Below are 22,097 nucleotides of genomic sequence, written 5' to 3' on the forward strand. Positions count from 1 at the left end.
GGGCCGCCCCGCCGCCGTTCGTGCGACTACATGTTGATCATGTGGCCGGCGAGGCCGTGGATGGCCTCCTTGACGGCCTCGCCCAGCGTCGGGTGGGCGTGCACGTTGCGGGCGACCTCGTGGACGGTGAGGTCCCACTGCTGGGCGAGGGTGAGCTCGGGCAGCAGCTCGGTGACCTCGGGGCCGATCAGATGGGCGCCCAGCAGCTCGCCGTGGGTGTTGTCGCTGATCACCTTCACGAAGCCGATCGGGTGGCCGAGGCCGTGCGCCTTGCCGTTCGCGGTGAACGGGAACTTGGCGACCTTGACGTCGTAGCCCAGGTCGCGGGCCTGCGCCTCGGTGTAGCCGAAGCTGGCGATCTGCGGCTGGCAGTAGGTGGCGCGCGGGATCATCGCGAAGTCGAGCTCCATGGTCTCGGCGCCGGCGATGGTCTCGGCGGCGATGACGGCCATGGACTCGGCGGCGTGCGCCAGCATCAGCTTGGCGGTGACGTCGCCGATGGCGTAGATGTGCTCGACGTTGGTGCGGCCCCGGCCGTCGACGGCGATCGCGCCCCGGTCGGTGAGCTTGACCCCGGTGTTCTCCAGGCCGTAGCCGTTGACCCGCGGGGCGAAGCCGATCGCCTGGAGCACCCTGTCGGCCTCCAGCACCTTCTGCTGGCCGTCCTTGGCGGTGACGGTGACCTTGACCTTGGCGGCCGGGTCCTTGTCGTCGATCGAGTCGACCCGGGTCGAGGTGAGCACCTCGATGCCGAGCTTGCGGTACTGCTTGGCGAGCTCGGTGGAGACCTCGGCGTCCTCCAGCGGCACCATGCGGTCCAGGAACTCGACGATGGTGACCTTGACGCCGTAGTTGTGCAGCACGTACGCGAACTCGACGCCGATGGCGCCGGCGCCCGCGATGATGATGCTCTCCGGCAGTTCCTCGGTGAGGATCTGCTCCTCGTAGGTGACCACGCGGTCGCTGAGGCTGGTGCCCGGGAGCAGGCGGGTGCTGGCCCCGGCCGCGATGATGCAGTGGTCGAAGGTGATGAGCTCGAAGCCGCCGGCGGTGAGGGCGACCTGCAGGGTGCGGTCGTCCACGAAGGTGCCGCGGCCGTCGTACTCGGTGATGCCGTTCTTCTTCATCAGGTAGTGGACGCCCTTGACCCGGCCGTCCGCGACCGAGCGGCTGCGGCGGAACGCCTCGCCGAAGTCGAAGGTGACGGTGCCCTCGACCTTGATGCCGAAGGTCTTGGCCTCCTTGGTGAAGATGTGCGCGAGCTCGGCGTTGCGCAGTAGGGCCTTGGAGGGGATGCAGCCGACGTTCAGGCAGACGCCGCCCCAGTACTTGGCCTCGACGACGGCGGTGCGCAGGCCCAGCTGGGCGGCGCGGACGGCCGCGGTGTAGCCGCCGGGGCCGGCCCCGAGGACGACGACGTCGTAGTGCGTGCTGCTCATGGTGCTTGACTCCTCCGAGGGCTGCCGTGCGTCGGGTGACACGATCCAGACGTGATCTTCTGCCATGGTGGCATCCGGCGCAACGCCGGTCCTGCCCGGCCCCCGTCCGGCCACCGACGCCCGGCGCCCCGGGGGCAGTCCCCCGGGGCGCCGTTCGCATGCGTTCGACGGGTCGGATCAGCTCTCGACCTCGTGGGCGTGGTCCTCCTGCAGACCGCCGCTGCTGCCGGTGCCGCCGCTGGTGTCCTCGGGCGCGACGGGCGCGTACAGCGAGGAGAGGTCCCAGGCGTAGGTGCCGACGGCGTTGGCGATGACGTCGATGTTGACGTCGAAGGCGTCCAAATCGAGGTTGGACAGGTTGTCGCAGGCCTTGTGGTAGCACTTGTCGAACGCCACCCCGGCGGTGCCGCCGTAGCGGGCGGCCTGGGCGGCGGTCTTGATGCCCTCGGCGCCGGTGGCGGTACCGCCGGACGGGATGCCGACCTCGATGAACGGGCCGTAGTCGGAGCGGCCGGTGAAGTCTGCGCCCTCGTGCGGCTTGCCCCGGCGGTCGAGGTAGGCGTTGATGCTGCGCTCCAGTTGGGCCGAGCCGGCCGGCCCCGCACCGGCGCCGGTGTGGTCGGAGTCGTCGCCGTCGTAGACGAACTGCGCGTAGTTCGGCGAGGCGATCATGTCGAAGTTGAGGTAGAGCTTGATCCGCTTCTTCTCCGCCTCGGAGAGCTGCGCGACGTAGTGCTCCGAGCCGACCAGGCCGAACTCCTCGGCCGACCACCAGATGAAGCGGACCTTGTTCTTCACCGGGCGGTTGCCGAGCTCCTTGGCGACCTCCAGCACGCCGGCCGAGCCGGAGCCGTTGTCGTTGATGCCGGGGCCGGCCAGCACCGAGTCGAGGTGGGAGCCGACGATCACGGTGTTCTCGGCGTCGCCGCCGCGGGTCTCGGCGATGACGTTCCAGGTGCGGCGCTTCTCGATGAAGGTGCGGATGTCGAGGTTGACGGTCACCGGGCCGGCGGCGGCCTTGGCGGCGAGCGCCTCGCCCGCCGCCTGGGTGATGCCGCCGGTGGGCACCCGGCCCGCGGCCGGGTCGCCGAGGGTGCCGTTGAGCTCGCCCTCGGTGTTGTTGTAGACGATCGCGCCGACCGCGCCCGCGTCGGCGGCGGCGGCCTGCTTGACGGCGAAGTTGCAGCCGCCGCGCTTGATCAGGGCGACCTTCCCGGTGAACGCGCCGGCGGCGTAGTCGGCGGCCTCGCAGCCCGTGGTGGCGTCCACCGGGACGACCGCGAGCTGCGCGGCGAGGCCGCCGGCCGGGCCTCCGCCGGAGTACGTCATCGGGATGATCGGCACGTCCTCGCCCGTCGGCGAGACGACCTGCAGGCGCTCGGCGAGCACCTGGAAGAACATGTAGTCGAACTCCTGCTTGGACACCTTCAGCCCGGCCCGGCGCGCCTGCTCGTACACGTACCGGGCGGACTCCTCGTGCCCCTTGGAGCCGGCCACCCGGTGGCCGCCGTTGCGCTTGGCGAACCGCTGGAAGGCCTCCAGGGACTCGTAGGCGTCCTCGCCGTCGGCCCTGTCGACCAGCTTCGCGGCCAGTTGGGCGGCCTTCCTCGCCGGGTCCGGGTCCGCGGCGGCGCTCCCGGCGCCGACCAGCAGCAGCGGTGTGACCAGACCGGCGACCGCGAGTGCGGCGCCGGCGGTCCGGCGGGAGCGGAGGGTGGCGGCCATTCCAGTGGTGCGGGGGGTCGTGCGGGTACGTGCGTTCAAGGCGGAGCCTTTCGTCAGTCCTGCAGTCGGAGTCCAGCAGCGGGTGACGGCCGGCCGAGGCCGGCCGCATGGTCATCCGCATGGTGAGATTTGACATGCTCGGACCGGCATTGCCAAGCCCCTGGACCGGGTTACCGCCCCGTCACCTCCAGGTCCTGCCCGAACGACCACCCCTGTCACCCCCTCCCTTCGCCGGCGTAGGCGCCCCGGCGCAGACGTCCCGGCACAGGCGCCCCGGCACAGGCGCCCCGGGGCGGCACAGTCGGACGCCCGGCCGCGGCATGCACCGCAAGGTGAGCAGGCGGGCGGACAGCCGGGCGGGCAGGCGAGCGGGCGGGCGGCACGGGGTGCCACGCGGTGTCCGGGGTGGCGTACAGTCCGTGCTGGCGACGCGCCGTCAGGACACCCGTCCAGCAGTCGAATCAGGAGTTCCCTGTGGCCCCGCACGCGCATTCCAGCCCGGTCCCGCCGTCCGCCGAGGCCGCGACGGCAGCGCCGGTGGCAGCACCGGCGGTTGAGGTAGCCGTAGGGGCGGCGGGCGGCGGGCCGGTGCCGGAGCTGCCGGCCGAGGAGGTCGCGGCCTGGCACGCCGAGGGGGCCGAGCTGGTCGAGCTGCTGGCGCGGGTGCAGCGGCGGTTCGGCGGCGTGGGTGCGTTCCGTACGGGCGCGACGCCGACGGTGGTGGTGACCGCGCCGGAGGCCGTCCAGCACGTCCTCGGGCGGCACCCCGACCGGTACGTGAAGCGCTCGCACCGCGCCCGGGTGCTGGTCGGCGACGGGGTGCTCTCGGCGACCGGCGAGGCGTGGAAGCGGCAGCGGCGGCTGCTGCAGTCGCAGTTCACCGGCACCGGGATGCGCCGCTACGAGCAGCGGATCGCCGAGGCCGCCGCCCTCACCGCGGAGCGCTGGGCCGGGTACGCGCGCACCGGCGAGGAGTTCGACCTCGGCGAGGAGATGCGGCGCTTCGCCCTGGACACCATCTGGCGGGCGCTCACCGGCCGACCGGTGGACGAGCACACCGCGCACGAGCTGAACTCCGTGGCCGGGGTGGTGGCCGCGCTGCCGACCCTGCCGGCCGACTCCGGGGAGGCGCACGCAGCCGTCGCCGCCGACCTGGCCCGGATCGACGCCGTCGCGCACGCGGCGATCGACGCCGCCCGGCGCGAACCGTCCGCCGACGGGGTGCTGGGCGTCCTGCTCGGTGCCGCCGCCGAGCACCCCGAGTACACCGACCGGCTGGTGCGCGACGAGCTCGTCACCCTGCTGCTCGCCGGACACGAGACCACCGCCACCACGCTGACCTGGCTCTTCCTGCTGCTCGACCGGCACCCCGGGGCGCGCGACCGGGCGCTGGCGGCCGGACCGCAGGGTTCGCCGGAGCGCCGGGAGGCGGTGCAGGCGCTGGTCAGCGAGACGCTGCGGCTGTACCCGTCGGCGTGGATCCTGCCCCGGCACGCCGCCGAGCCGGACGTGCTGGCCGGGTACCGCATCGAGGCCGGCACCGACCTGCTGGTCTGCCCGTACCTGACGCACCGCGACCCCGCCCTGTGGCCGGACCCCGAGCGGTTCGAACCGGAGCGCTTCACGGCCGCGGGCGCGCGCCCGGCGCAGCTCGGCGCGTACTACCCGTTCGGGGTGGGGGCCCGCGCCTGCCTGGGCACCCAGTTCGCGGTGCGCGAGTCCACGGCCGTGGTCGAGCTGCTCCTGGAGGGGGCCGTGCCGCGCTTCCGCAGCACCCCGGCCGGGGCGTCCTACGGCATCACCGTCCGCCCGGACGGCCCGACCCCCGTGACGCTGGCAGGCTGAGGGCGGGCCGGGCGGGATCCGGACGGCGACCCGGACGGCGACCCGCGAAGGATCCGGACGGCAGCCGGGCGGGATCCGGGCGGGTCACGGTCAGTCGGCCTGCCAGTGCGGCTTCCCGCTGACCATCCGGCAGGTCAGCATCCGCCCACCGGCGTCGTGGGTGCTCCGGCCGAGGTCGGCCTTGCGGCAGAACTGGCCCGCCTTGTAGCAATTGCCCGCCTCGGAGACGATCTCGCAGGCGCCGGCGGGCGCGGCCCGGGTCGGCTCGGGTGCCGGCTCGGCCTCGGGGGTGGCCTTGGCGGTGGCCGGGGCCTTCGACGGCACCGGCTGGGCGGGCACCTTGCCGGGGGCCGGCGCGGCGGCGGTCGGTTCGGCCGGAGGGGTGGACGACGGGGTGACCGGCGGGGTGGTCGGCGGGGCCGTCGTGGTGGCCGGGGCCGTCGTACCGGTCTCGGCGGCCGTGGTGACGGACGTCGCGGCAGCGGTGCCGCTGCTGCCGGGCTCGCAACCGGTGAGGGCCAGGCCGACGGCGATGACCAGCCCGGCGACGGTGGCCAGCGGGCGACGTCCGGATATGCGGGTGCGGTTGGGCATGGGTGGAGAACGCTCCGTTCCGCTTGGGGGGATCACATGGAAACCGCGAGTCAAGCAGAACGGGCCGCGGCCCGGGGGTGGTTGACGGATCGTAGGCCGAGCCGTTGGCGGATCGAGATGTTGTGGCTACCGAGTGTCGATCCGGTGCGCACTCCGGTCGCCGACGGTGATCGCCATGCACACGCGAACTTGCCGCGCACACTCGGGCGTGGAGGAGGGCCGGCGCGGTCCCGCGGAGCGAACGGTAGCGGCGCAGCAGCCCCGCGGAGCGCGCGGAGAGAACGGTCGGGGAGCGCGCAGGAGGGCCGCAGCACGCGTCGTCCCACCAGTACCAGCGCTGCTGGCTGGTGCCGTTGCAGTCCCAGGTCTGCACCTTGGTGCCGTTGGCGCCGTTGTTGGCATCCGCGTCCAGACACTGCCGGGTGGACGCGCCCTGGAACGAGCTGTAGATCCGCACCGGCATGCGCCTGCGCGGCCCCGGCCGCCCCGATCAGCGCACTCGCCACGGCGGTGGCCGGCGCGACGGCTCCCAGCAGGATCTTGGGTTGCGAGTCGCGGAACACGGCGAACTCCTGACCCTCCGCCGGACGCCCGGAGCACACCCCCGGGCGCTGCCATCCGAGCAGCGGAAGCCGCCGTTCGGCAGACAGCTCCTGCCGATACGGCCGGGCCATCGGGCCTACCGGCCCGGCCGGTCCGCAGGCGCCCGCGACACCCGCGACCCGGCGACGGAGCGCACCGGCCTCGCTCCGCTCCGTCGACCACCCGGGGGGCCGTTCGCACTCGGGGGCGGAGAGCGTGATCATGGGCTGTATGCGGTGGCGGCCCGGTGGTGGCAGAGGCGGCGCTGCAACGGGTGGCCCCCGACCCGGGCCCTCCGCGGCAGCGCGCGCCACCGGAGCCCGGCACACTGCGGAGAGTGACGACGCCGACCTGCTGCGTCAGCTGGCGGCTTCCGCACCGGCCGGCCTGGCCCTGCTCGACGGGCGGCTGCACTGGCGGTTCGCCAACCCGGAATTCATCCGCACCACCGGCGTACGGGCGGCCGAGCTGATCGGTCGGCCCGTCGCCGCGACCGCCCTCGCGCCCGCCGAAACGATCCTGCGGCAGGTACTCGATGACGGCCGACCCCGGGAGTGCGCCCTGACTGACGGTGACGGCCCGACGGGCACCGTCCTGCGGGCCCGGCGGATGGAAGCCGGCGGGCGGCCGACCGGAGTCGCGGTCGCCGTGGTGCCGACCACGGGTGCGGCCACCGCCCCGACGGCCGGCCCCACCACCGCACCGGCACCGGAACCGGCACCGGACAGCACCGCCCCGAACCCCACCGCACCGGCCCCCGCACCGACCGACGACCCGGCCCGGCGGCTGCGCGAACTGGAGGCGGAGCTGGCCCGGGCGACGGCCCGGCTCGCCGTCCTGGACGAGGCCGCCGGGCGGATCGGCACCACCCTCGACATCGACACCACCTGCGCCGAGCTCGCCGACCTCACCGTCCCCGACCGGGCCGACCTGGTGACCGTCGACGTCCTGCCGCCCGAGGCCGCCGAACGGGCCGGGGCTGCCGGGGTGCGCCTGCACCGGGCCGCGGTGTCGTGCGTGCCGGAACTGCGCGAGTTGCTCGGCCCGCTGGCCCGCCCCGGGGAGTCGGTCCGCTACCGGGAGGGGTCCGCCGCCGCCAGAGCCTTGGCCACCGGCGCCGCCGTCCTCGCCCTGGGCCTGCGGGCGCAGTCGGCCGACGTGGCCGCCCGGTCGGCGCCCGACCCGGCGAGCCAGGCCGCGTACCGGGCCGCGGGCGTCGACTCGCTGCTCGCGGTTCCGCTGTCCGCACGCGGCCGGGTGATCGGCGTGCTGTCGCTGGCCCGGGTCGGGGACGGCGGCGCGAACCGGTCCTCCGGCCCGGCCGGAGACGGCGGCAACGGCCGGGACGACGACGGCAGGGCCGGCGGCGACGGGCACGGCTTCACCCCGGACGACGTGGTGCTGGTCGGCGACCTCGCCGGCCGCGCCGCGATCGCGGTCGACAACGCCCGGCGCTTCAGCCGCTCCCAGGGCATCGCGCTGGAACTGCAGCACGCCCTGCTCAGCGAACCCGGCAACCCGCACCAGAACCTGGAGCTCGCCTCCCGCTACCTGCCGTCCGGGACCGCCTCGGTGGTCGGCGGCGACTGGTACGAGACCGTGCGGCTGCCGTTCGGCCGGACTCTGCTGGCGATGGGCGACGTGATGGGGCACGGCGTCGAGGCCGCGGTCGACATGAGCACCTACCGCTCCGCCCTGCGGGACACGGCCGCCATGGACCTGCCCCCGCACCGGATCCTGCGCCAGCTCGACGCGCTGATCTCGGCGAACGAGTCCGCCCGCCCGGCCACCTGCCTGCTCGCCCTCGCCGACCCCGGACGCAACCGCTGGACCCTCTCCAGCGCCGGCCACCTGCCGCCCGCGCTGATCCGCCCCGGCCGCCCCACCGAGCTGCTGCGCATCCCCACCGGCCCGCCGCTGGGCACCGGCCTCGGCGGCTACGAGCAGTCCGCCCACGAGCTGCTCCCGGGCGAGACCCTGCTGATGTACACCGACGGGCTGGTCGAACGGCGCGACGAGGACATCGACGTGTCGCTCGACCGGCTCGCCGCTCTCCGGCTGCCTGCCGAGGGCGAGTTGGACGACCTGCTCGACGCCGTCCTGCACAGCCTCACCCCACACGGCCCCGGCCGGCGGCAGGCCGGCCGCACCACGGGTGCTCCGCCGCCACCCGCCGAGGACGACATCGCGCTGCTCGCGGCCCGCGCCCGCGCCCGGTGACCCCCGTCCACCGGGCGCGGGCCGACCCCCCGATCGCGCCCACCGATCGCCTCCACCCACCGCGCCCACCGGCCACGTGCGGACGCGCGCCCCGGCACACGGCCCGGTGCGCGACTACTCCGCCGGCGCCTCCCCGTTCGGGTGCGGGCCGCTGCCGCCGCACATCGCCTCCCGGTAGAGCGCCGGCAGTGCGTCGTCGAGCGGGTGGTGCTGCAGCTGCCCCGAGGCGTCCGGCTTGTTCCACCGCGCGAGGTTGACCGCCACGGACAGCTGGCGCCGCCCGTCGGCGCGGGTGAGCGAGAGCGTCCCGGCGCCCCAGGCCGAACCGTCGTGGCCCCAGAAGGTGCCGCAGCCCGGGACGTCCACCCGGTGCAGGCCGAACCCGTACTGGACGATCGTGCCGTCCAGCGCGCGGACCGGGAGGGTGCGCTGCATCTCCGCCAGTGACGCCCGGCTGACGATCCGGCCGTCGAGCAGGCGGGCGTAGAAGCGGTTGAGGTCCTCCATCGTCGACACCAGGCCGGCGCTCGGGCCGACCCAGGACATGTTGTAGACGCTGTAGTCGCGCGGCGGGTCGATCAGGCCGTACAGCGCCTCGTACAGGCGGGAGTGCGGGCCCTCGATGCGCGGCCCGGTCGGGAGTTCGGTGTGCCGGAGCCCGGCGCGCTCGATCACGTGGCGGGTGATGTACTCCGTGGCCGTCGTGCCGGTGACCCGCTCCAGGAGTCGGCCGAGCAGCAGGTAGTTGGTGTTGGAGTACACCCCGGTGGGGGCACCGGGCTCGCCGACGGGGGGCGCCGCCACGCCCATCGCGATCAGCTCGTCCGGGTCGAACTCCCGGAACCGGTTGTCGTCCACGCTCTTGGCCGAGACCCCGGGCCCGGCGGGCAGTCCCGCGAGGGAGGGGAAGGCGTGGGGGAGGTAGTCCGCGAGGCCGCTGGTGTGGTTGAGCAGCATCCGGACCGTGATCCGGCGGCCGCGCTCCCCCGGCATCAGCTCCGGCAGGTGGTCGCCGATCGGGTCGTCCAGCCGCAGCCGGCCCTGCTCGACCTGCTGCATGACGGCGGCGGCGGTGAAGGTCTTGGTGACGCTGCCGACCCGGTGCCGCAGGTCGGGCCGGACGGGGCGCCCGGTCGCGAGGTCGGCCACCCCGGAGGCGCCGCGCCAGGCCCGTCCCCCGTCGCGGACCTCGGCGAATACCCCCGGCATCCCCGCGCGGTGCACGGTGTCGAGGGCGGCCTGCAGCCGCGCGGGCTCCAGTCGGGTGTGCGGGCCCGTCCGGCCGGTCGGCGCGGCGCCGCTCGCGTCCGATGCGGGGGCGGCGGCCACCGTGCCCGCGCCGAGGGCCAGTGCCGCCGTACCGGCGGAGAGCACCATTCGGGTCTTCATCGTGTCCGTCCGTTCATGGTCGATGCGTGCGATCCGGAACCGAGGTGACGGCCGGTCGGAGCGAGGCTCGGCGACCGATCGTCGGAACGCCCTTGTGGACGACCCGAGTTCGGATTCCGTGGGCACCATCCTGATCGCCGGCGGCCGGCGGATCAGCCGCCGACCGTCGCGCATCCCACCCCGATCACGCGCCGAACGGCGGCCTCCGGGCAGGCGGGTCAGTCGGCCGGACGGTCGTCGGCGCCGATGCCGGCACCGGTGGCGTCGGCAGCGCCGTCACCGGGCCGGTCGGCCGAGCGGTCGGTGGTGCGGGCGCGGACGTGGATGCGCTCCCCCTGCGGCCCGAAGATGCTCAGGAACTCGACCGGCTCGGCGCCCGCGTTGGTGAAGCAGTGCGGCGTCCGGGTGTCGAACTCGGCGGCCTCCCCCGCGGTGAGCACGAGGTCGTGGGGGCCCAGCAGCAGCCGGAGGCGGCCGGACAGGACGTACAGCCACTCGTGGCCCTCGTGCACCTTCTGCTCGGGCTCCCGGGTCGTGGCCGCGGCCGGCGGGAGGATCATCTTGTACGCGCGCAGCCCGCCCAGGCTCCGGGTGAGCGGGACGTAGGTGTTGCCGTGCCGGACGACCGGCCGGGCGTGCACCCGCGGGTCACCGGTCGGCGGCGCACCCACCAGCTCGTCCAGCTGGACCCGGTACTCCCGGGCCAGCGGCAGCAGCAGCTCCAGGGTGGGCCGGCGCTGGCCGGACTCCAGCCGGGAGAGCGTGGAGAGGGAGATCCCGGTGGCCTCGCTCACCTGGGCGAGCGTGCTGCCGCGGTCGCGGCGCAGGGCGCGCAGCCGCGGGCCCACGGTGTTCAGGACGGTGTCGAAGTCGTCGTCGGCCATGGATCCAGTTTGCTGCTTTCGCAAGCGGGTTTGTCAATCGTTCGGGACCGGGCGCACCGTGGTCGGGACGGTCCGCACCGGGCGGGCCGGCGGCAACGGAGGTGGTACGGATGACCGTGCAGGCGGGTTCGGACGCGGCCTACTGGGACGCCCGCTACGCGGAGAACGCGCGGATGTGGAGCGGCAACCCCAACCCGGCGCTGGTCCGGGAGGTCGACGGGCTGGCTCCCGGGCGGGTCCTGGAGCTGGGCTGCGGGGAGGGCGCGGACGCCGTCTGGCTGGCCGGGCAGGGCTGGCAGGTGACCGCGGTGGACGTGTCCGCGGTCGCCCTGGCCCGCGCCGCCGGGCACGCGGTGGACGCCGGGGTCGACGGGCGGATCGACTGGCAGTGCCGCGACCTGGGCACCGACTTCCCCGAGGGCTCGTACGACCTGGTGTGCGCCCAGTTCCTGCACTCCCCCACCGACCTGCCCCGCACGGCGGTGCTGCGCGCGGCCGCGGCGGCGGTGGAGCCGGGCGGGGTGCTGCTGGTCGTGGGGCACGCGGCGTTCCCCGTCCCGGTCGGCGGGCCCGCGGGGGACGCCGACCGGGACGGGGCGCACGCCGAGCACTCGGCGCAGGCGGGCCACGGCCACGGGCACGACGAGGAGCAGCAGCACGGCCGGCACGACCACGCCGATCTGCACCTCCCCGGCCCGCAGGAGGTGCTGGCGGACCTGGCGCTGCCCGAGGGCGGCTGGGAGGTCCTTCGCAGCGACGAGCACGAGCTGCCGTGGACCGCACCGGACGGCCGCACGTACCTGCGGCACGACAACACCCTGAAGCTCCGCCGACTGCCGGCCTGACGACACCAACACCCCTTTCCGCGTTGACGGTTGCGTGACAAGGCAACGGGTAGGGGGTCGATCGGTCACGGCCCGGTCCCGGTTCGGGGCGGCATGGTTCCCCGGTCCGGACCGGGGGTAGCCGGGGTTGCGGACGCCGACCCCGGGGGGACCTGCCATGAGGCTCTTCTGCCGCCTGTGCGGCAACCGTACCGACGGCCGTGAGCGCTTCGGGAGCTACTGCCCCGGTGGGCGCTGCGGCACCGATCTGCGGGCCGGCCCCGCCGGCGGGGTGCAGGCGTGGTGCGTGCCGGAGCAGCAGTTCGGCGAGCCGGGCCGCACGGCCCTGGTACGGCTGCGGGTGCGCAACGCCGGCGACCGGCCGGACAGCTACCGGCTGGAGCCGCTCGAACCGGTCGACGGGCGGCTGGAGTTCGACGAGCGGCTGCTCGCGAGACCGCTCGCACCGGGGCAGGAGCGCGAGGTGGAGCTGCGCTGCACCCCGCCGCGGGACCACCTCGGCGGCGGCCTGGACGCCGCCTCGCGCTTCGGCGTGCCGGGCGCCGAGGCGGCGGGACTGGTGAACGGGGTGGCGGGGGCCCGGTTCGGGGTCGCCCTGCGGGTGGTCTCGGCGACGGCGGGCCAGGGCGCGGCGTGCGCGGCCTTCGCCATCGACCTGCCGGACCGTCCGGACCTCGACCTCGACCTCGACCGGGACCGGGACCACGACCGGGGTGCCGGCCGTCGGCCCTCCCGTTCGGCACCCCGCCCGACGCCCCGGTCGGGCGGGGCCGGCCGGAGCGGGCTGCTGCTCGGCGTCGTGGTCGTGCTGATCGCCGCCGCGACGGCCCTCGTCCTCGTCCTCGGACTCGGCACCGGTGTCGGCGGCTCCGGCAGTGGCGGTTCCGGCAGCGGTGGTTCCGGTGGCGGCGAAGCCCGTCCGCCGGTCACCGGCCCCGGCGGGCCGTCCACCTCGCCGTCCCCGGTGAAGCCCGGCAACGGCGTCAGTCCCGGCACCGGCGTGAATCCGGGCAACGGTGTGAATCCGGGCAGCGGCAACGGCGGCAGGGGCGGCGGCAGCCCGTCACCGTCCGCCGCCCTGATCATCGTGCCCGAGGTCGTCGGGCTGACCCGGGAGGCCGCCACGGCGAAGCTCCGGGCGCTCGGCCTGACCGTGGCCGGGGAGCGCGTGGAGGTCGGCCGCGCACCCGAGAACCAGGTGATCGGCGCCAACCCGGCCGCGGGGGCGCGGGTCGCCCGGGGCAGCGAGGTCCTGCTCCGCCTCTCCGACGGACGGGCGGAGCTCCCGCGGGTCGCGGGCCTGAGCAGCGCCGATGCCGAACTCCTCCTCAAGAAGGCGCACTTCACCAACGTCACGCTTCAGAAGGAGGAGAGCCGCACCCTCCCCGAGGGCGCCGCCACCCGCACCGACCCCACCGTCGGCACCGTCCACCCCCTCACCGCCCCCGTCACCCTCTGGATCGCCCTCAAGCCCCGCCTCCGCTGAGCCGCGCGGGCACCCGCCCCCTCCCGGCTACAGCCAGTCGCGGCGCTTGAAGACCAGGTAGAGGCCGGTGCAGACCAGGGCCATCAGGGCGATCGCGAAGGGGTAGCCGAAGGCCCACTTGAGCTCGGGCATGGCCTCGAAGTTCATGCCGTAGACGGTTCCTATCAGGGTCGGTGCGAAGAGGATCGCGGCCCAGGCGGAGATCTTCTTGATCTCGTCGTTCTGGGCGTGGCCCGCCTCGGCGAGTTGCTTCATCTCCTCGTTCTGCCGCTGGGAGACCAGGGTGGCGTTGACGGTGAGGATGTTCTGCAGCATCTGCCGGAAGCCGTCGACCCGTTCGGCGGCGTACGTGGCGTGGTCGGCGACGTCCCGCAGGTAGCGCTGGAGTTCGTCGTCGGTGCCGTACTTGCCGAAGCCGGCCTCCAGCGACTTCATGATCTCCAGCAGCGGGCGGGTGGCCCGCTGGAACTCGATGACCTCGCGGGAGAGTTCGTAGATGCGGCGGGACACCTGCGGGTCGCCGCCGAACACCTCGGTCTCGATCTCGTCGATGTCGTGCTGGAGTCCGGCGATGACCGGGGCGTAGCCGTCCACCACGGCGTCCAGCACCGCGTACAGCACGGCCTCCGGGCCGAGCGCCAGCAGCTCCGGGTCGGCCTCCAGCCGGCTGCGGACGGCGGACAGGTCGGGGGCCTGCGAGTGGCGGACGGTGAGGACGAAGTCCGGGCCGACGAAGAGGTGGATCTCGCCGAAGTCGACCTCCTCCACGTCGTCCAGGTAGCGGGCGGCGCGCAGCACCACGAAGAGGGTGTCGCCGTAGCGTTCCAGCTTGGGCCGCTGGTGGGCGACGATGGCGTCCTCGACGGCGAGTTCGTGCAGGTTGAACTTCTCGGCAGCCTCCAGCAGTTGCGCCTCGGCCGGGCGGTAGAGGCCGATCCAGGCCATGGTGCCGGGCTTGCCGGGCAGCTCCCGGTAGATGTCGGCGAGCCCGGAGGGAGCCTGGATCCGCCGGCCGTCGCGGTAGACGGCGGACTCCACGACGGAGCGTTCCAGCGAGACGGTCTCGGCGGCGTGGTCGGACCGGGGGTCCATCGAGTGCTCGGGTGCCGGGTGCACCCGGCCGATCGGGGCGGCCGGGGTTGCGGGACGGGAGAAGGGACGCTTGCTCGCGCGCACGGCGCGCACACGCCAGTCGGACATGGCGGGTTGCCTCCACGGTGGGGGTGGGGCGGCACCGGCCGGCCTCCACCGCGCACGGCGCCGGTCCGCGGGCCGGTCCGGGCCGGGGTCAGCGGCGGGGCGGGCGGCGGGCGGAGGGAGCGGTACGGGAGGGGGACTGCCGGGTGCCGAGGAAGGGGGACGTCTCGGTGCGGGGCCGACTTCGGCCCGGACTACTGCACTCCACTGACCTCACCTCCTCGCCGTCGGGACGCCCTGTCACAGGGCGCCGGTACCCGGCCACAGGAGATTCACGCCACGGGCAGCACCGGTACGCAGACCGGTCGATCCGGGCGGGGCACCCCTGTACTCGTCAGAGCTTTGGCACGCCACGGCGTAGCACCCGGGGGTGCAGCCACTTGGGGTCACCCCTTAGGCCGGGGAGACCTGTCCTGACCCTGGGCGTCTCTCGACGTCGTGGGGTCAGTGGCCTGTGTCCGTGGCGACGCCTCACCGAACGAGGTGCCTGCACAACGCGCCCAAGTCTAGCCCCGTACGGGCACCGCCTCCGACCGGCCCCGGCCCCGGTGCTCACGGCTTCGACCGGCTCCGGACCCGGTGCCCACGGCTTCCGACCGGCCCCCGGCCCCGTCCCGGCCCCGTCCCGGCGCCCCGGCGCTCCTCGGCCCGCCCCCGGCCGGTCCCGTCGGTGGCTCAGCCGCGCAGCGGCGCCCCGGTGGCCGGGTCGAGGTCGACGGTGTGCTCCTGGCCGCCCGCGTCGGTCACCCGGACCTGGTCCGGGCCGTTCCAGCCGACCGCACTGTGCGGGCCGGTCGCGGTGGTGGTGACCCGGGAGTCGAGCGACCAGTGGCGGGCGGTCAGGCCGCGGCCGGTGCGCAGTTCGACGCTCCGCTCCCACTCCTTGCCGTCGCGCTCCAGGATCAGGACCCGGCGGTCTCCGTGGCCGGGCGCGACGGCCTCGACGACGACCACGGGCTGGGGCCGGTCCGCCACCGCGACCAGGGGCACCGCGAGCACCGCGCAGACCAGCAGACCGCCGGTCCGCCGGCGACCCACCAGCCAGGCGGCGACCACCAGCAGCAGCGCGGCCAGCAGCAGCGGGACGGGGTCGCCGAGCCAGCGGCGCAGCAGGACCGAGCCGCCGTCGCCCTCCGCCCAGAAGCCCACGGCGACCCCGAGGAGGGCCGCGCCCGCGATCGCGATCAGGCCGTTGACCACCGGTCCGTTGACCGGTTGGTTCGGCCGTTCCCGACCTGGTCGGCGCCGGCCGGCCCCGGCCTGCCTGGTCCGAACCCGCTGTGCCGTGCCCCGGTCGACGGGGCTGCCGTCCCCCGAGCCGCCGCCCGTCCGGCCGTTCGGCACCGGCCCGTTCACCGCCGTACTCATCGCCGCCCCCTCCTGATGCTCCCCCGGCCTGCCACCCTAGGCTGCTCCCGGCAGCTCAGCCTGAGTACCCGTACTCACTTCCGATGAACCGTCAAACCGGGTTCCGGAAACGGCCGGTGGCGGCCACGGGTGGTGCGCGCCACCCGACCCGGCCGGGCGGAGACGCGGGCCGGGCGCGGCACTACCGCGACGGGCCTGCGGCGAGGCCGGCCCAGAGGAACAGGCCGATCAGCACCACCCAGATCAGCCAGCCCCAGCCGCGCAGTCGGTGGGAGTCCGGGTCCTGGCCCCGGCGGCGGCCCCCGCGGGCGGACACCGCGGGCCCTACCCGGCCCGCGGCGCGGGGGGCGCCACGGGCCCGTCGTGGCCGGTCGGTCGGCCGGGCTCAGGACCGTCGCCGGTCGGCCGCCGGGTCGGCCGCCGGGCCGCGGGCCGGTCGGCCGGTTCGTGATCGGTCGTCAGAACGCGCTCGGTTCGCCCCATACCTGCCATGGAACCCAGCACCCGCCCGCCGGGCAAGGGGGTATTCCCGCCGGACGGGTCGGCCGCGGACCGGAATCCGCCGGCCCGGGTCCGTCGCTCGGTCCGGGTCGGTTCGGGTCGGACCGGACCGGACCGGACCGGGTCATGCCGTCCGTGTGCACCCCCAGCGGACGGCGCCCGGGGGCTACCGGGGGATGTCGCCGGCCCAGCGGAGGACGTCGGGGCGCTCCGGGTCCTGGGTGTAGACGCTCCGGCCGCCGGGGTAGGCGCAGCCGCCGGCGCGCAGGGCGAGGCCGGCCCGGAGCTGTTCGGCGGTCAGGGTGCTGACGTCGAGGCGGTGGCCGTCGAGGGGACCACCGAGCAGGTCGCGGCGGTTGGGCACCGGTTGGGCGGGGCTGCCGATGACGACGCCGTTGCCGATGTTCATCCCCGGCCCTGCGGCGAACACGGTGCCGGCCGCGGGCGCGGGACGGGGTTCGCGGCCCGCGGCCGCGCCGGACACGTCGGGCCCATCCGTCCCGGCCGTCGTGCCCGTCGCTTCCGTCCCGGCCGCCGCGCCCGTCGTGCCCGTCGTTTCCGTCCCGCCCGTCGCGTCTGTCGTGCCCGTCGCCTCCGTCGTGCCCTCCGGTGCACCGGCGGCCAGGTCGCCGAGGAGGGCGACCACGTCGGACGGGGAGGCGAAGGCGTCCAGGTCGAGTGCGCGGGCGCCGGTGTCGTCGCGGCCCGGGCCCCAGCGGTAGGTCCAGCCGTCCTCGGGGTTCCAGAACAGGTGGAGGTCCCGTCCGCCGCCGGCGGCGGCGCCCCGCTCGACCAGGGTGGCGCGACGCCAGCACAGCTCGGCGCCCAGGTGGTCGCCGTGGGCGCGCGTCCGGGTGTCGGTCTGCCAGGAGGACACCCCGGCGCCGGCCACCCCGAGGGCGCGGACCACGCGCACGATGTAGGCCTCGTACGGGTACGCGCGGTACGGACCCGATTCGTGCACCGCGCCCACCACCCTTCACCTCTGCTCTGCTGCCACTGCCACTGCCACTGCCACTGCCACTGCCACTGCCACTGCCACTGCCACTGCCACTGCCACTGCGGCCACCCTGCCACCCGGGAGCCCTGCCGAACCGTCTTTCACCCGAAGCGGCGACCCCGTGGGGGTCGGCTGGCGAAATCCGGGTGCACCGGTCGGTCCGGTGCCGTTAGCCTGGTCGACATGTCTACGCCCCGAATCTCCTAGCTCCAGGACACACCTCCACGCCACCCGTGTGTCCTTTTGCCAGTTCGGAGCGTCATCCCATGATTACCGTTCGCGGTGTCGACGTGCGCGTCGGCGCCCGTCTGCTGCTGTCCGACCTCTCCTTCCACATCGCGCCGGGCGACCGGATCGGCCTCGTCGGCCGCAACGGCGCCGGTAAGACCACCCTGCTCACCACGCTCGCCGGGGTGCTGAAGCCCGCCGCGGGCACGATCACCGCCACCGGCGGCATCGGCCACCTCGCCCAGGACTCCCGGGCCGCCGACCCGGCGGTCACCGTCACCGACCGGATCCTCTCCGCCCGCGGGCTGGACCGCGCGGTGCGGGCGCTGCGCGCCGCCGAGTCCGCGATGGCGGAGGGCGCCGGGCCGGCCGCGCAGCAGCGCGCGATGGCGGCGTACGACCGGGCCGAGGCCGGATTCCAGGCCGGCGGCGGCTACGCGGCGGAGGCCGAGGCCGCCCGGGTCGCGGCCGGTCTCGGCCTTCCCACGCGGGTGATGGACCAACCCGTCGGGGCGCTGTCCGGCGGCCAGCGGCGGCGGGTCGAGCTGGCCCGGATCCTCTTCGCCGACCACGGCACGCTGCTGCTGGACGAACCGACCAACCACCTCGACGCGGACGCGGTCGGCTGGCTGCGCGGCTTCCTCGCCGGGTACCGCGGCGGCCTGGTGCTGATCAGCCACGACGTCCAGCTACTGGCCGACACCGCGAACCGGGTCTTCCACCTCGATCCCCGGCGCGCCGCGATCGACGTCCACAACACCGGCTGGGACGCCTACCTCGCCCGGCGCGGCGCGGACGAGCGCCGCCGGGCCCGGGAGCGGGCCAATGCCGAGCGCAAGGCCGCCTCGCTGCACGCCCAGGCCGACCGGATGCGCGCCAATGTGGCGACCGCGGTGGCGGCCCGCACCATGGCCCGCCGCGCGGACCGTTTGCTCGCCGAGTCGGAGGCCGTGCGACCGGTGGAACGGACCGCCCGGATCCGGCTGCCCGAGCCGGCGCCCTGCGGCCGGACCCCCCTCGGCGCGGTGAGCCTGGCGAAGGCGTACGGCGGGCGGCCGGTGCTGGCCGGGCTGGACCTGGCGGTGGACCGGGGCTCGCGGCTGGTCGTCCTGGGGCTGAACGGCGCCGGGAAGACCACGCTGCTGCGGATCCTCGCCGGCCGGGAGGCCCCGGACGGTGGCCGGGTGGTCGCCGGACCGGGTCTGCGGCTCGGCTACTTCGCCCAGGAGCACGAGACGCTGGACCTCGCCCGGACGGTCCGGGAGAACATGGCGTCCGCCGCGCCGCAGCTGACCGACGGCGAGGTGCGGCGGGTGCTCGGCGCGTTCCTGTTCGGCGGTGACGACGCCGACAAGCCGGCCGGGGTGCTGTCCGGCGGTGAGCGGACCCGGCTGGCGCTGGCCACGCTGGTGCACTCCGGGGCGAACGTGCTGCTGCTGGACGAGCCCACCAACAACCTCGACCCGGCCTCGCGCGACGAGGTGCTGGGCGCGGTCGGGACGTACCCGGGGGCGATCGTGATGGTCACCCACGATCCGGGGGCGATCGCGGCGCTGCGGCCGGACCGGGTGCTGCTGCTGCCGGACGGCGACGAGGACCTGTGGCACGAGGGGTACCTGGACCTGGTGACCCTGGCCTGACCGCGGCCCGACCCCGGCCGCCCCACACCCCACGCCCAGGCCCCACGCCCCACACCGGTGAGCCACCCCGTCCCGTCCGCCCCGTCCGCCCCGCCGTTGTCCTGGTCGGCCGGGGCGGACGGGGCGACCATGGAGGGGTGGGGTCCGCCGGCGCCGGACGGGGGTGCGGGCAGCGTCCGGGGTGCGCCCGCCCGGCCGGTCCACCGTGGAGGAAGCATGACTGCCACCGAGGGAAGCCGCCCGATCGTGCTGGGCGTCGACGCCCTGGCGCCCGGGCCGCTGCCGGCCGCGTGGGCGGCCGACCAGGCCGCGGGGCGCGGGCTGCCGCTGCGGCTGGTCCACGCGCTGCCGCAGCCGAGCCACGACGCCCGCGCCTTCGACCGGGTCGGCTACCGCAGGGAGGTGCGGGAGCGCGCGGATGCCGCACTCGCCGCCGCCTCCGAGGCGGTGCTCGCCCGGCATCCCGAGGTGGTGCTGTCCAGCGCGGTGGTCGAGGACAGCCCGGCGCGGGCGCTCTGCGCGGAGTCCCGGCACGCCGAACTGGTGGTCCTGGGCTCGCGCCGGCTGAACCGGCTGGAGGAGGTGCTGAGCAACGGCTCGGTGACGGTGCCGGTGAGCGCGCAGTCCCGCTGCCCGGTCGCGGTGGTGGCGGAGCCGGAGCAGGACACCGGGGAGCCCCGCCAGGTGGTGGTCGGGGTGGACGGGAGCCCGGCCTCGGCGTCGGCGGTGGCGTTCGCCTTCGACCTGGCGTCCCGGCGCGGCGCGGTGGTCCGGGCGGTCTGGGTGTGGCAGCCGCCGCTGCTGTTCCCACCCGACCGGCGGACCGCCGTGGAGTCGGCCCGGGCCCGGCTGGCGGAGCTGACCGCCGGGTACGGCGAGCGCCACCCGGAGGTGGCGCTGACCCACCAGGTGCTGGTCGGCCACCCGGTGGAGGAGTTGGCGCAGGCGTCCGCGGAGGCGCTGGCGGTGGTGGTGGGTCGGCGCGGGCACGGCGGGTTCACCGGGATGCGGCTGGGCTCGGTGCCGTACGGGTTGCTGCACCGGGCGCACTGCCCGGTCGTCACGGTGCCGCCCGCCCGGGCCGCCTGACCGGACCGCCCACCCATCCGCCCGACGCCGGTGTCCGCTGCCGCCGTGGTGCGGGCGACCGCCGCCCGGCCCCGCCGCCGCGCAGGCGCTAGGCTCCGAGGATGGACCGACTGGACGCGCTGGACCGTGCCCTGTTCGACCGCGTGGCCACCGCCGGGTTGCGCGGGGCGCAGCCGTGGCTGCGCCATCTGAGCCACGCCGCCGACCACGGGAAGCTCTGGTTCGGCACCGCCGCCGTGCTGGCCGCGGTCGGCGGGCGGACCGGGCGGCGCGCGGCACTGCGCGGGGTGGGCGCGATTGCGCTGGCCTCGACGATGGCCAATGTGGCGGCGAAGCAGCTGACCCGCCGGCCGCGGCCGGTGCTCGACCAGGTGCCGCTGGTGCGGCAGTTGCTGCGCCAGCCGGTGACGACCTCGTTCCCGTCCGGCCACTCCGCCTCGGCGGCGGCGTTCGCGACGGCCGTGGCGCTGGAGTCGCCGGCGCTGGGTGCGGTGGTGGCGCCGGTCGCGGCTGCGGTCGGCGCTTCGCGGGTGTACACGGGGGCGCACTACCCGGGGGACGTGCTGGCGGGGTTCGCGGTGGGCGGGGCGATGGCCGCGCTGACGCTGCGGTGGTGGCCGCGATCGTCGGAGGGCCCGGTGCCGGCCGCACCGCCCCGGCAGCCGGCGCCGGCGCTGCCGGGCGGCAAGGGGCTGCAGGTGGTGGTGAACGCCGGTTCGGGCAGCGGGGCGATGCTGCCGTCCGGCCCGGAGGAGACGGTGGCGGAGCTGCGCGAGCTGCTGCCGCTGGCCGAGGTGCAGGTGTGCGGGCCGGAGGACGACCTGCCGGTCCTGTTGAAGGCGGCGGCCGACCGGGCGGTGGAGGAGGGCGGGGCCCTCGGGGTGTCGGGCGGTGACGGCACGGTCAACCTGGCCGCCTCGCTGGCCGCCGAGCGCGGGCTGGCGCTCGCGGTCTTCCCCGGGGGGACGCTCAACCACTTCGCACTGGACCTCGGCGTGGAGTGGGCGGGTGCGACGGCCGCCGCCGTGGAGGCGGGGACGGCCTGCGGGGTGGATCTGGGGGTGGCCGCGGACGGCACCGGCCGACGGGTGTTCGTGAACACCTTCAGTCTCGGCGTCTACCCCGAACTGGTGCGGGTCCGCGAGGAGTTGGAGAAGCAGCTGGGCAAGTGGCCGGCCCTTGCGGTGGCCGTGGCCCGGGTGCTGGCGAACGCCGAGCCGGTGACCGTGGTGGCCGGGGGCCGGCGCCGCCGGCTGTGGCTGCTGTTCGCCGGGAACGGCGCGTACGATCCCGCGGGCTTCGCGCCGACCCGGCGGGCCGGGCTCGCGGACGGCCTGTTGGACGTCCGCGCGGTGGACGGCGGGAGCCCGTTCGCCCGCACCCGGCTGGCGGCGGCGTTCCTGTCCGGCACCCTGGACCGCTCGCGGGTCTACCGGGCGGCCCGGCTGTCCTCGCTGGAGCTGTCCTCGCTGGGCGACGCCGACCGGATGGCGGTCGACGGGGAGAGCGTGCCGGCCTCCGGCCCGCTGCGGCTGTCGAAGGCGCGCGGCGCGCTCACGGTGTACCGGCCGGCTCAGCCGACGGTCTCGCAGTGGGGCCCGGCCGCGCAGCGGCCCTCGGCCTCGTAGCAGCGGTAGCGCAGGCAGCCGACGCAGACGGCGAGGTTCTCCAGCCGCCAGCGCACGCCGTGGCAGTCGCAGTACGCGCGTTCGGCCAGCAGGGTGTCCCAGCCGGCCGCGCCGCCGATGCCCCGGTACGCGGCGTGCAGGTAGTCGGCGGGCGCCCCGGCGGCGGGCCCCGCATGCCGCTGCTGCTCCTGGTGCCAGCAGTACAGGGCGAAGAAGGCCGGGCCGTGCGGGAGCGGGTCGGCGCCGCGGCCGGCCTCCTCCCAGGCCCGGGCCGCCGCCGCGACCCGCTGCGCGAACGGCCGCCCCGTGGCCAGCAGTACCGCATTCCCCGCACCCGTCGTTCCGGTCACGGCCGGCCCCCTCTCGTCGACCGCCACGATACGGCCCGCCGCCCGAGGGCCCGCACGCCCGCGGCCCGCACGCCCGCCCGGTGGACG

At 75.6% G+C, this 22,097-nt stretch carries 17 protein-coding genes and 1 riboswitch; of the genes, 7 read left to right on the forward strand and 10 right to left on the reverse strand.

Annotation, left to right across the window (positions count from 1 at the left end; translation table 11 throughout):
* Positions 1–26: 26 nt before the first annotated feature.
* Together lpdA and ACWGB8_RS13835 are read right to left on the reverse strand one after the other, a co-directional pair.
* Entirely contained in the window at positions 27–1,439 is a 1,413-nt protein-coding gene (gene lpdA, locus ACWGB8_RS13830) for a dihydrolipoyl dehydrogenase (RefSeq protein WP_452213336.1), read from the reverse strand.
* A gap of 177 nt (positions 1,440–1,616) precedes the next feature.
* Positions 1,617–3,164, reverse strand: a complete 1,548-nt coding sequence (locus ACWGB8_RS13835) for a M28 family metallopeptidase (RefSeq protein WP_452213337.1) — start codon at positions 3,162–3,164, stop codon at positions 1,617–1,619.
* A gap of 588 nt (positions 3,165–3,752) precedes the next feature.
* On the opposite strand from ACWGB8_RS13835, the gene ACWGB8_RS13840 reads away from it, so the two are divergent.
* Positions 3,753–5,009, forward strand: a complete 1,257-nt coding sequence (locus ACWGB8_RS13840; protein ID WP_452213339.1) for a cytochrome P450 — start codon at positions 3,753–3,755, stop codon at positions 5,007–5,009.
* Positions 5,010–5,099: 90 nt separating this feature from the next.
* Here the strand turns inward: ACWGB8_RS13840 and ACWGB8_RS13845 are convergent, their stop codons facing one another.
* A complete protein-coding gene (locus ACWGB8_RS13845) occupies positions 5,100–5,603 on the reverse strand; it encodes a hypothetical protein (RefSeq protein WP_452213340.1) in 504 nt (167 codons plus the stop codon).
* Positions 5,604–6,416: 813 nt separating this feature from the next.
* Between ACWGB8_RS13845 and ACWGB8_RS13850 the strand changes: the two genes are divergently transcribed.
* Positions 6,417–8,405, forward strand: coding sequence for a SpoIIE family protein phosphatase (locus ACWGB8_RS13850; RefSeq protein WP_452213342.1), 1,989 nt, complete (start codon positions 6,417–6,419; stop codon positions 8,403–8,405).
* A 114-nt stretch (positions 8,406–8,519) separates the two neighbouring features.
* Here the strand turns inward: ACWGB8_RS13850 and ACWGB8_RS13855 are convergent, their stop codons facing one another.
* Entirely contained in the window at positions 8,520–9,794 is a 1,275-nt protein-coding gene (locus ACWGB8_RS13855) for a serine hydrolase domain-containing protein (RefSeq protein WP_452213344.1), read from the reverse strand.
* Between the two features lie 218 nt (positions 9,795–10,012).
* Positions 10,013–10,678 (reverse strand): helix-turn-helix domain-containing protein, encoded by a 666-nt coding sequence (locus ACWGB8_RS13860; RefSeq protein ID WP_452213346.1) that lies wholly within the window; start codon positions 10,676–10,678, stop codon positions 10,013–10,015.
* Positions 10,679–10,788: 110 nt separating this feature from the next.
* On the opposite strand from ACWGB8_RS13860, the gene ACWGB8_RS13865 reads away from it, so the two are divergent.
* Positions 10,789–11,523 (forward strand): class I SAM-dependent methyltransferase, encoded by a 735-nt coding sequence (locus ACWGB8_RS13865; RefSeq protein ID WP_452213347.1) that lies wholly within the window; start codon positions 10,789–10,791, stop codon positions 11,521–11,523.
* A gap of 157 nt (positions 11,524–11,680) precedes the next feature.
* The gene (locus tag ACWGB8_RS13870; protein ID WP_452213349.1) at positions 11,681–13,009 is read left to right on the forward strand and encodes a PASTA domain-containing protein; all 1,329 of its coding nucleotides are present in this window, start codon (positions 11,681–11,683) and stop codon (positions 13,007–13,009) included.
* Between the two features lie 27 nt (positions 13,010–13,036).
* Here ACWGB8_RS13870 and ACWGB8_RS13875 read toward each other — a convergent pair whose 3' ends face one another.
* The 4 genes from ACWGB8_RS13875 to ACWGB8_RS13890 all read right to left on the reverse strand — a co-directional run bounded on the left by ACWGB8_RS13875 (position 13,037) and on the right by ACWGB8_RS13890 (position 17,048).
* Entirely contained in the window at positions 13,037–14,209 is a 1,173-nt protein-coding gene (locus tag ACWGB8_RS13875; RefSeq protein WP_452213350.1) for a magnesium and cobalt transport protein CorA, read from the reverse strand.
* Between the two features lie 313 nt (positions 14,210–14,522).
* Positions 14,523–14,696, reverse strand: a riboswitch (M-box (ykoK) riboswitch).
* A 185-nt stretch (positions 14,697–14,881) separates the two neighbouring features.
* Positions 14,882–15,574 carry a hypothetical protein gene (locus ACWGB8_RS13880; protein ID WP_452213352.1) on the reverse strand — a complete coding sequence of 231 codons (693 nt, stop codon included), beginning with the start codon at positions 15,572–15,574 and terminating at the stop codon, positions 14,882–14,884.
* Positions 15,575–15,755: 181 nt separating this feature from the next.
* Positions 15,756–15,890 carry a hypothetical protein gene (locus ACWGB8_RS13885; protein ID WP_452213354.1) on the reverse strand — a complete coding sequence of 45 codons (135 nt, stop codon included), beginning with the start codon at positions 15,888–15,890 and terminating at the stop codon, positions 15,756–15,758.
* A 351-nt stretch (positions 15,891–16,241) separates the two neighbouring features.
* Complete coding sequence (locus ACWGB8_RS13890; protein WP_452213356.1) at positions 16,242–17,048, reverse strand: DUF6292 family protein; 807 nt, start codon at positions 17,046–17,048, stop codon at positions 16,242–16,244.
* Positions 17,049–17,341: 293 nt separating this feature from the next.
* Here ACWGB8_RS13890 and ACWGB8_RS13895 point away from each other — a divergent pair, with 293 nt between their 5' ends.
* The 3 genes from ACWGB8_RS13895 to ACWGB8_RS13905 all read left to right on the forward strand — a co-directional run bounded on the left by ACWGB8_RS13895 (position 17,342) and on the right by ACWGB8_RS13905 (position 21,660).
* A complete protein-coding gene (locus ACWGB8_RS13895; RefSeq protein ID WP_452213357.1) occupies positions 17,342–18,943 on the forward strand; it encodes an ABC-F family ATP-binding cassette domain-containing protein in 1,602 nt (533 codons plus the stop codon).
* 216 nt (positions 18,944–19,159) lie between these two features.
* Complete coding sequence (locus tag ACWGB8_RS13900) at positions 19,160–20,032, forward strand: universal stress protein (protein WP_452213359.1); 873 nt, start codon at positions 19,160–19,162, stop codon at positions 20,030–20,032.
* A 101-nt stretch (positions 20,033–20,133) separates the two neighbouring features.
* The gene (locus ACWGB8_RS13905) at positions 20,134–21,660 is read left to right on the forward strand and encodes a phosphatase PAP2 family protein (protein ID WP_452213361.1); all 1,527 of its coding nucleotides are present in this window, start codon (positions 20,134–20,136) and stop codon (positions 21,658–21,660) included.
* On the opposite strand, the gene ACWGB8_RS13910 is transcribed toward ACWGB8_RS13905, so the two are convergent.
* Positions 21,606–22,010, reverse strand: coding sequence for a hypothetical protein (locus ACWGB8_RS13910; protein WP_452213364.1), 405 nt, complete (start codon positions 22,008–22,010; stop codon positions 21,606–21,608). The two genes, ACWGB8_RS13905 and ACWGB8_RS13910, sit on opposite strands and share 55 nt — an antisense overlap.
* Positions 22,011–22,097 lie beyond the last annotated feature (87 nt).

The organism is Kitasatospora sp. NPDC054939, from assembly GCF_053610105.1.

Coding starts and splice junctions, on each gene's coding strand:
- lpdA (WP_452213336.1), bottom strand. CDS start 1,439: ATGAGCAGCACGCACTACGACGTCGTCGTCCTCGGGGCCGGCCCCGGC.
- ACWGB8_RS13835 (WP_452213337.1), bottom strand. CDS start 3,164: ATGGCCGCCACCCTCCGCTCCCGCCGGACCGCCGGCGCCGCACTCGCG.
- ACWGB8_RS13845 (WP_452213340.1), bottom strand. CDS start 5,603: ATGCCCAACCGCACCCGCATATCCGGACGTCGCCCGCTGGCCACCGTC.
- ACWGB8_RS13850 (WP_452213342.1), top strand. CDS start 6,417: ATGCGGTGGCGGCCCGGTGGTGGCAGAGGCGGCGCTGCAACGGGTGGC.
- ACWGB8_RS13855 (WP_452213344.1), bottom strand. CDS start 9,794: ATGAAGACCCGAATGGTGCTCTCCGCCGGTACGGCGGCACTGGCCCTC.
- ACWGB8_RS13860 (WP_452213346.1), bottom strand. CDS start 10,678: ATGGCCGACGACGACTTCGACACCGTCCTGAACACCGTGGGCCCGCGG.
- ACWGB8_RS13865 (WP_452213347.1), top strand. CDS start 10,789: ATGACCGTGCAGGCGGGTTCGGACGCGGCCTACTGGGACGCCCGCTAC.
- ACWGB8_RS13870 (WP_452213349.1), top strand. CDS start 11,681: ATGAGGCTCTTCTGCCGCCTGTGCGGCAACCGTACCGACGGCCGTGAG.
- ACWGB8_RS13875 (WP_452213350.1), bottom strand. CDS start 14,209: ATGTCCGACTGGCGTGTGCGCGCCGTGCGCGCGAGCAAGCGTCCCTTC.
- ACWGB8_RS13880 (WP_452213352.1), bottom strand. CDS start 15,574: ATGAGTACGGCGGTGAACGGGCCGGTGCCGAACGGCCGGACGGGCGGC.
- ACWGB8_RS13895 (WP_452213357.1), top strand. CDS start 17,342: ATGATTACCGTTCGCGGTGTCGACGTGCGCGTCGGCGCCCGTCTGCTG.
- ACWGB8_RS13900 (WP_452213359.1), top strand. CDS start 19,160: ATGACTGCCACCGAGGGAAGCCGCCCGATCGTGCTGGGCGTCGACGCC.
- ACWGB8_RS13905 (WP_452213361.1), top strand. CDS start 20,134: ATGGACCGACTGGACGCGCTGGACCGTGCCCTGTTCGACCGCGTGGCC.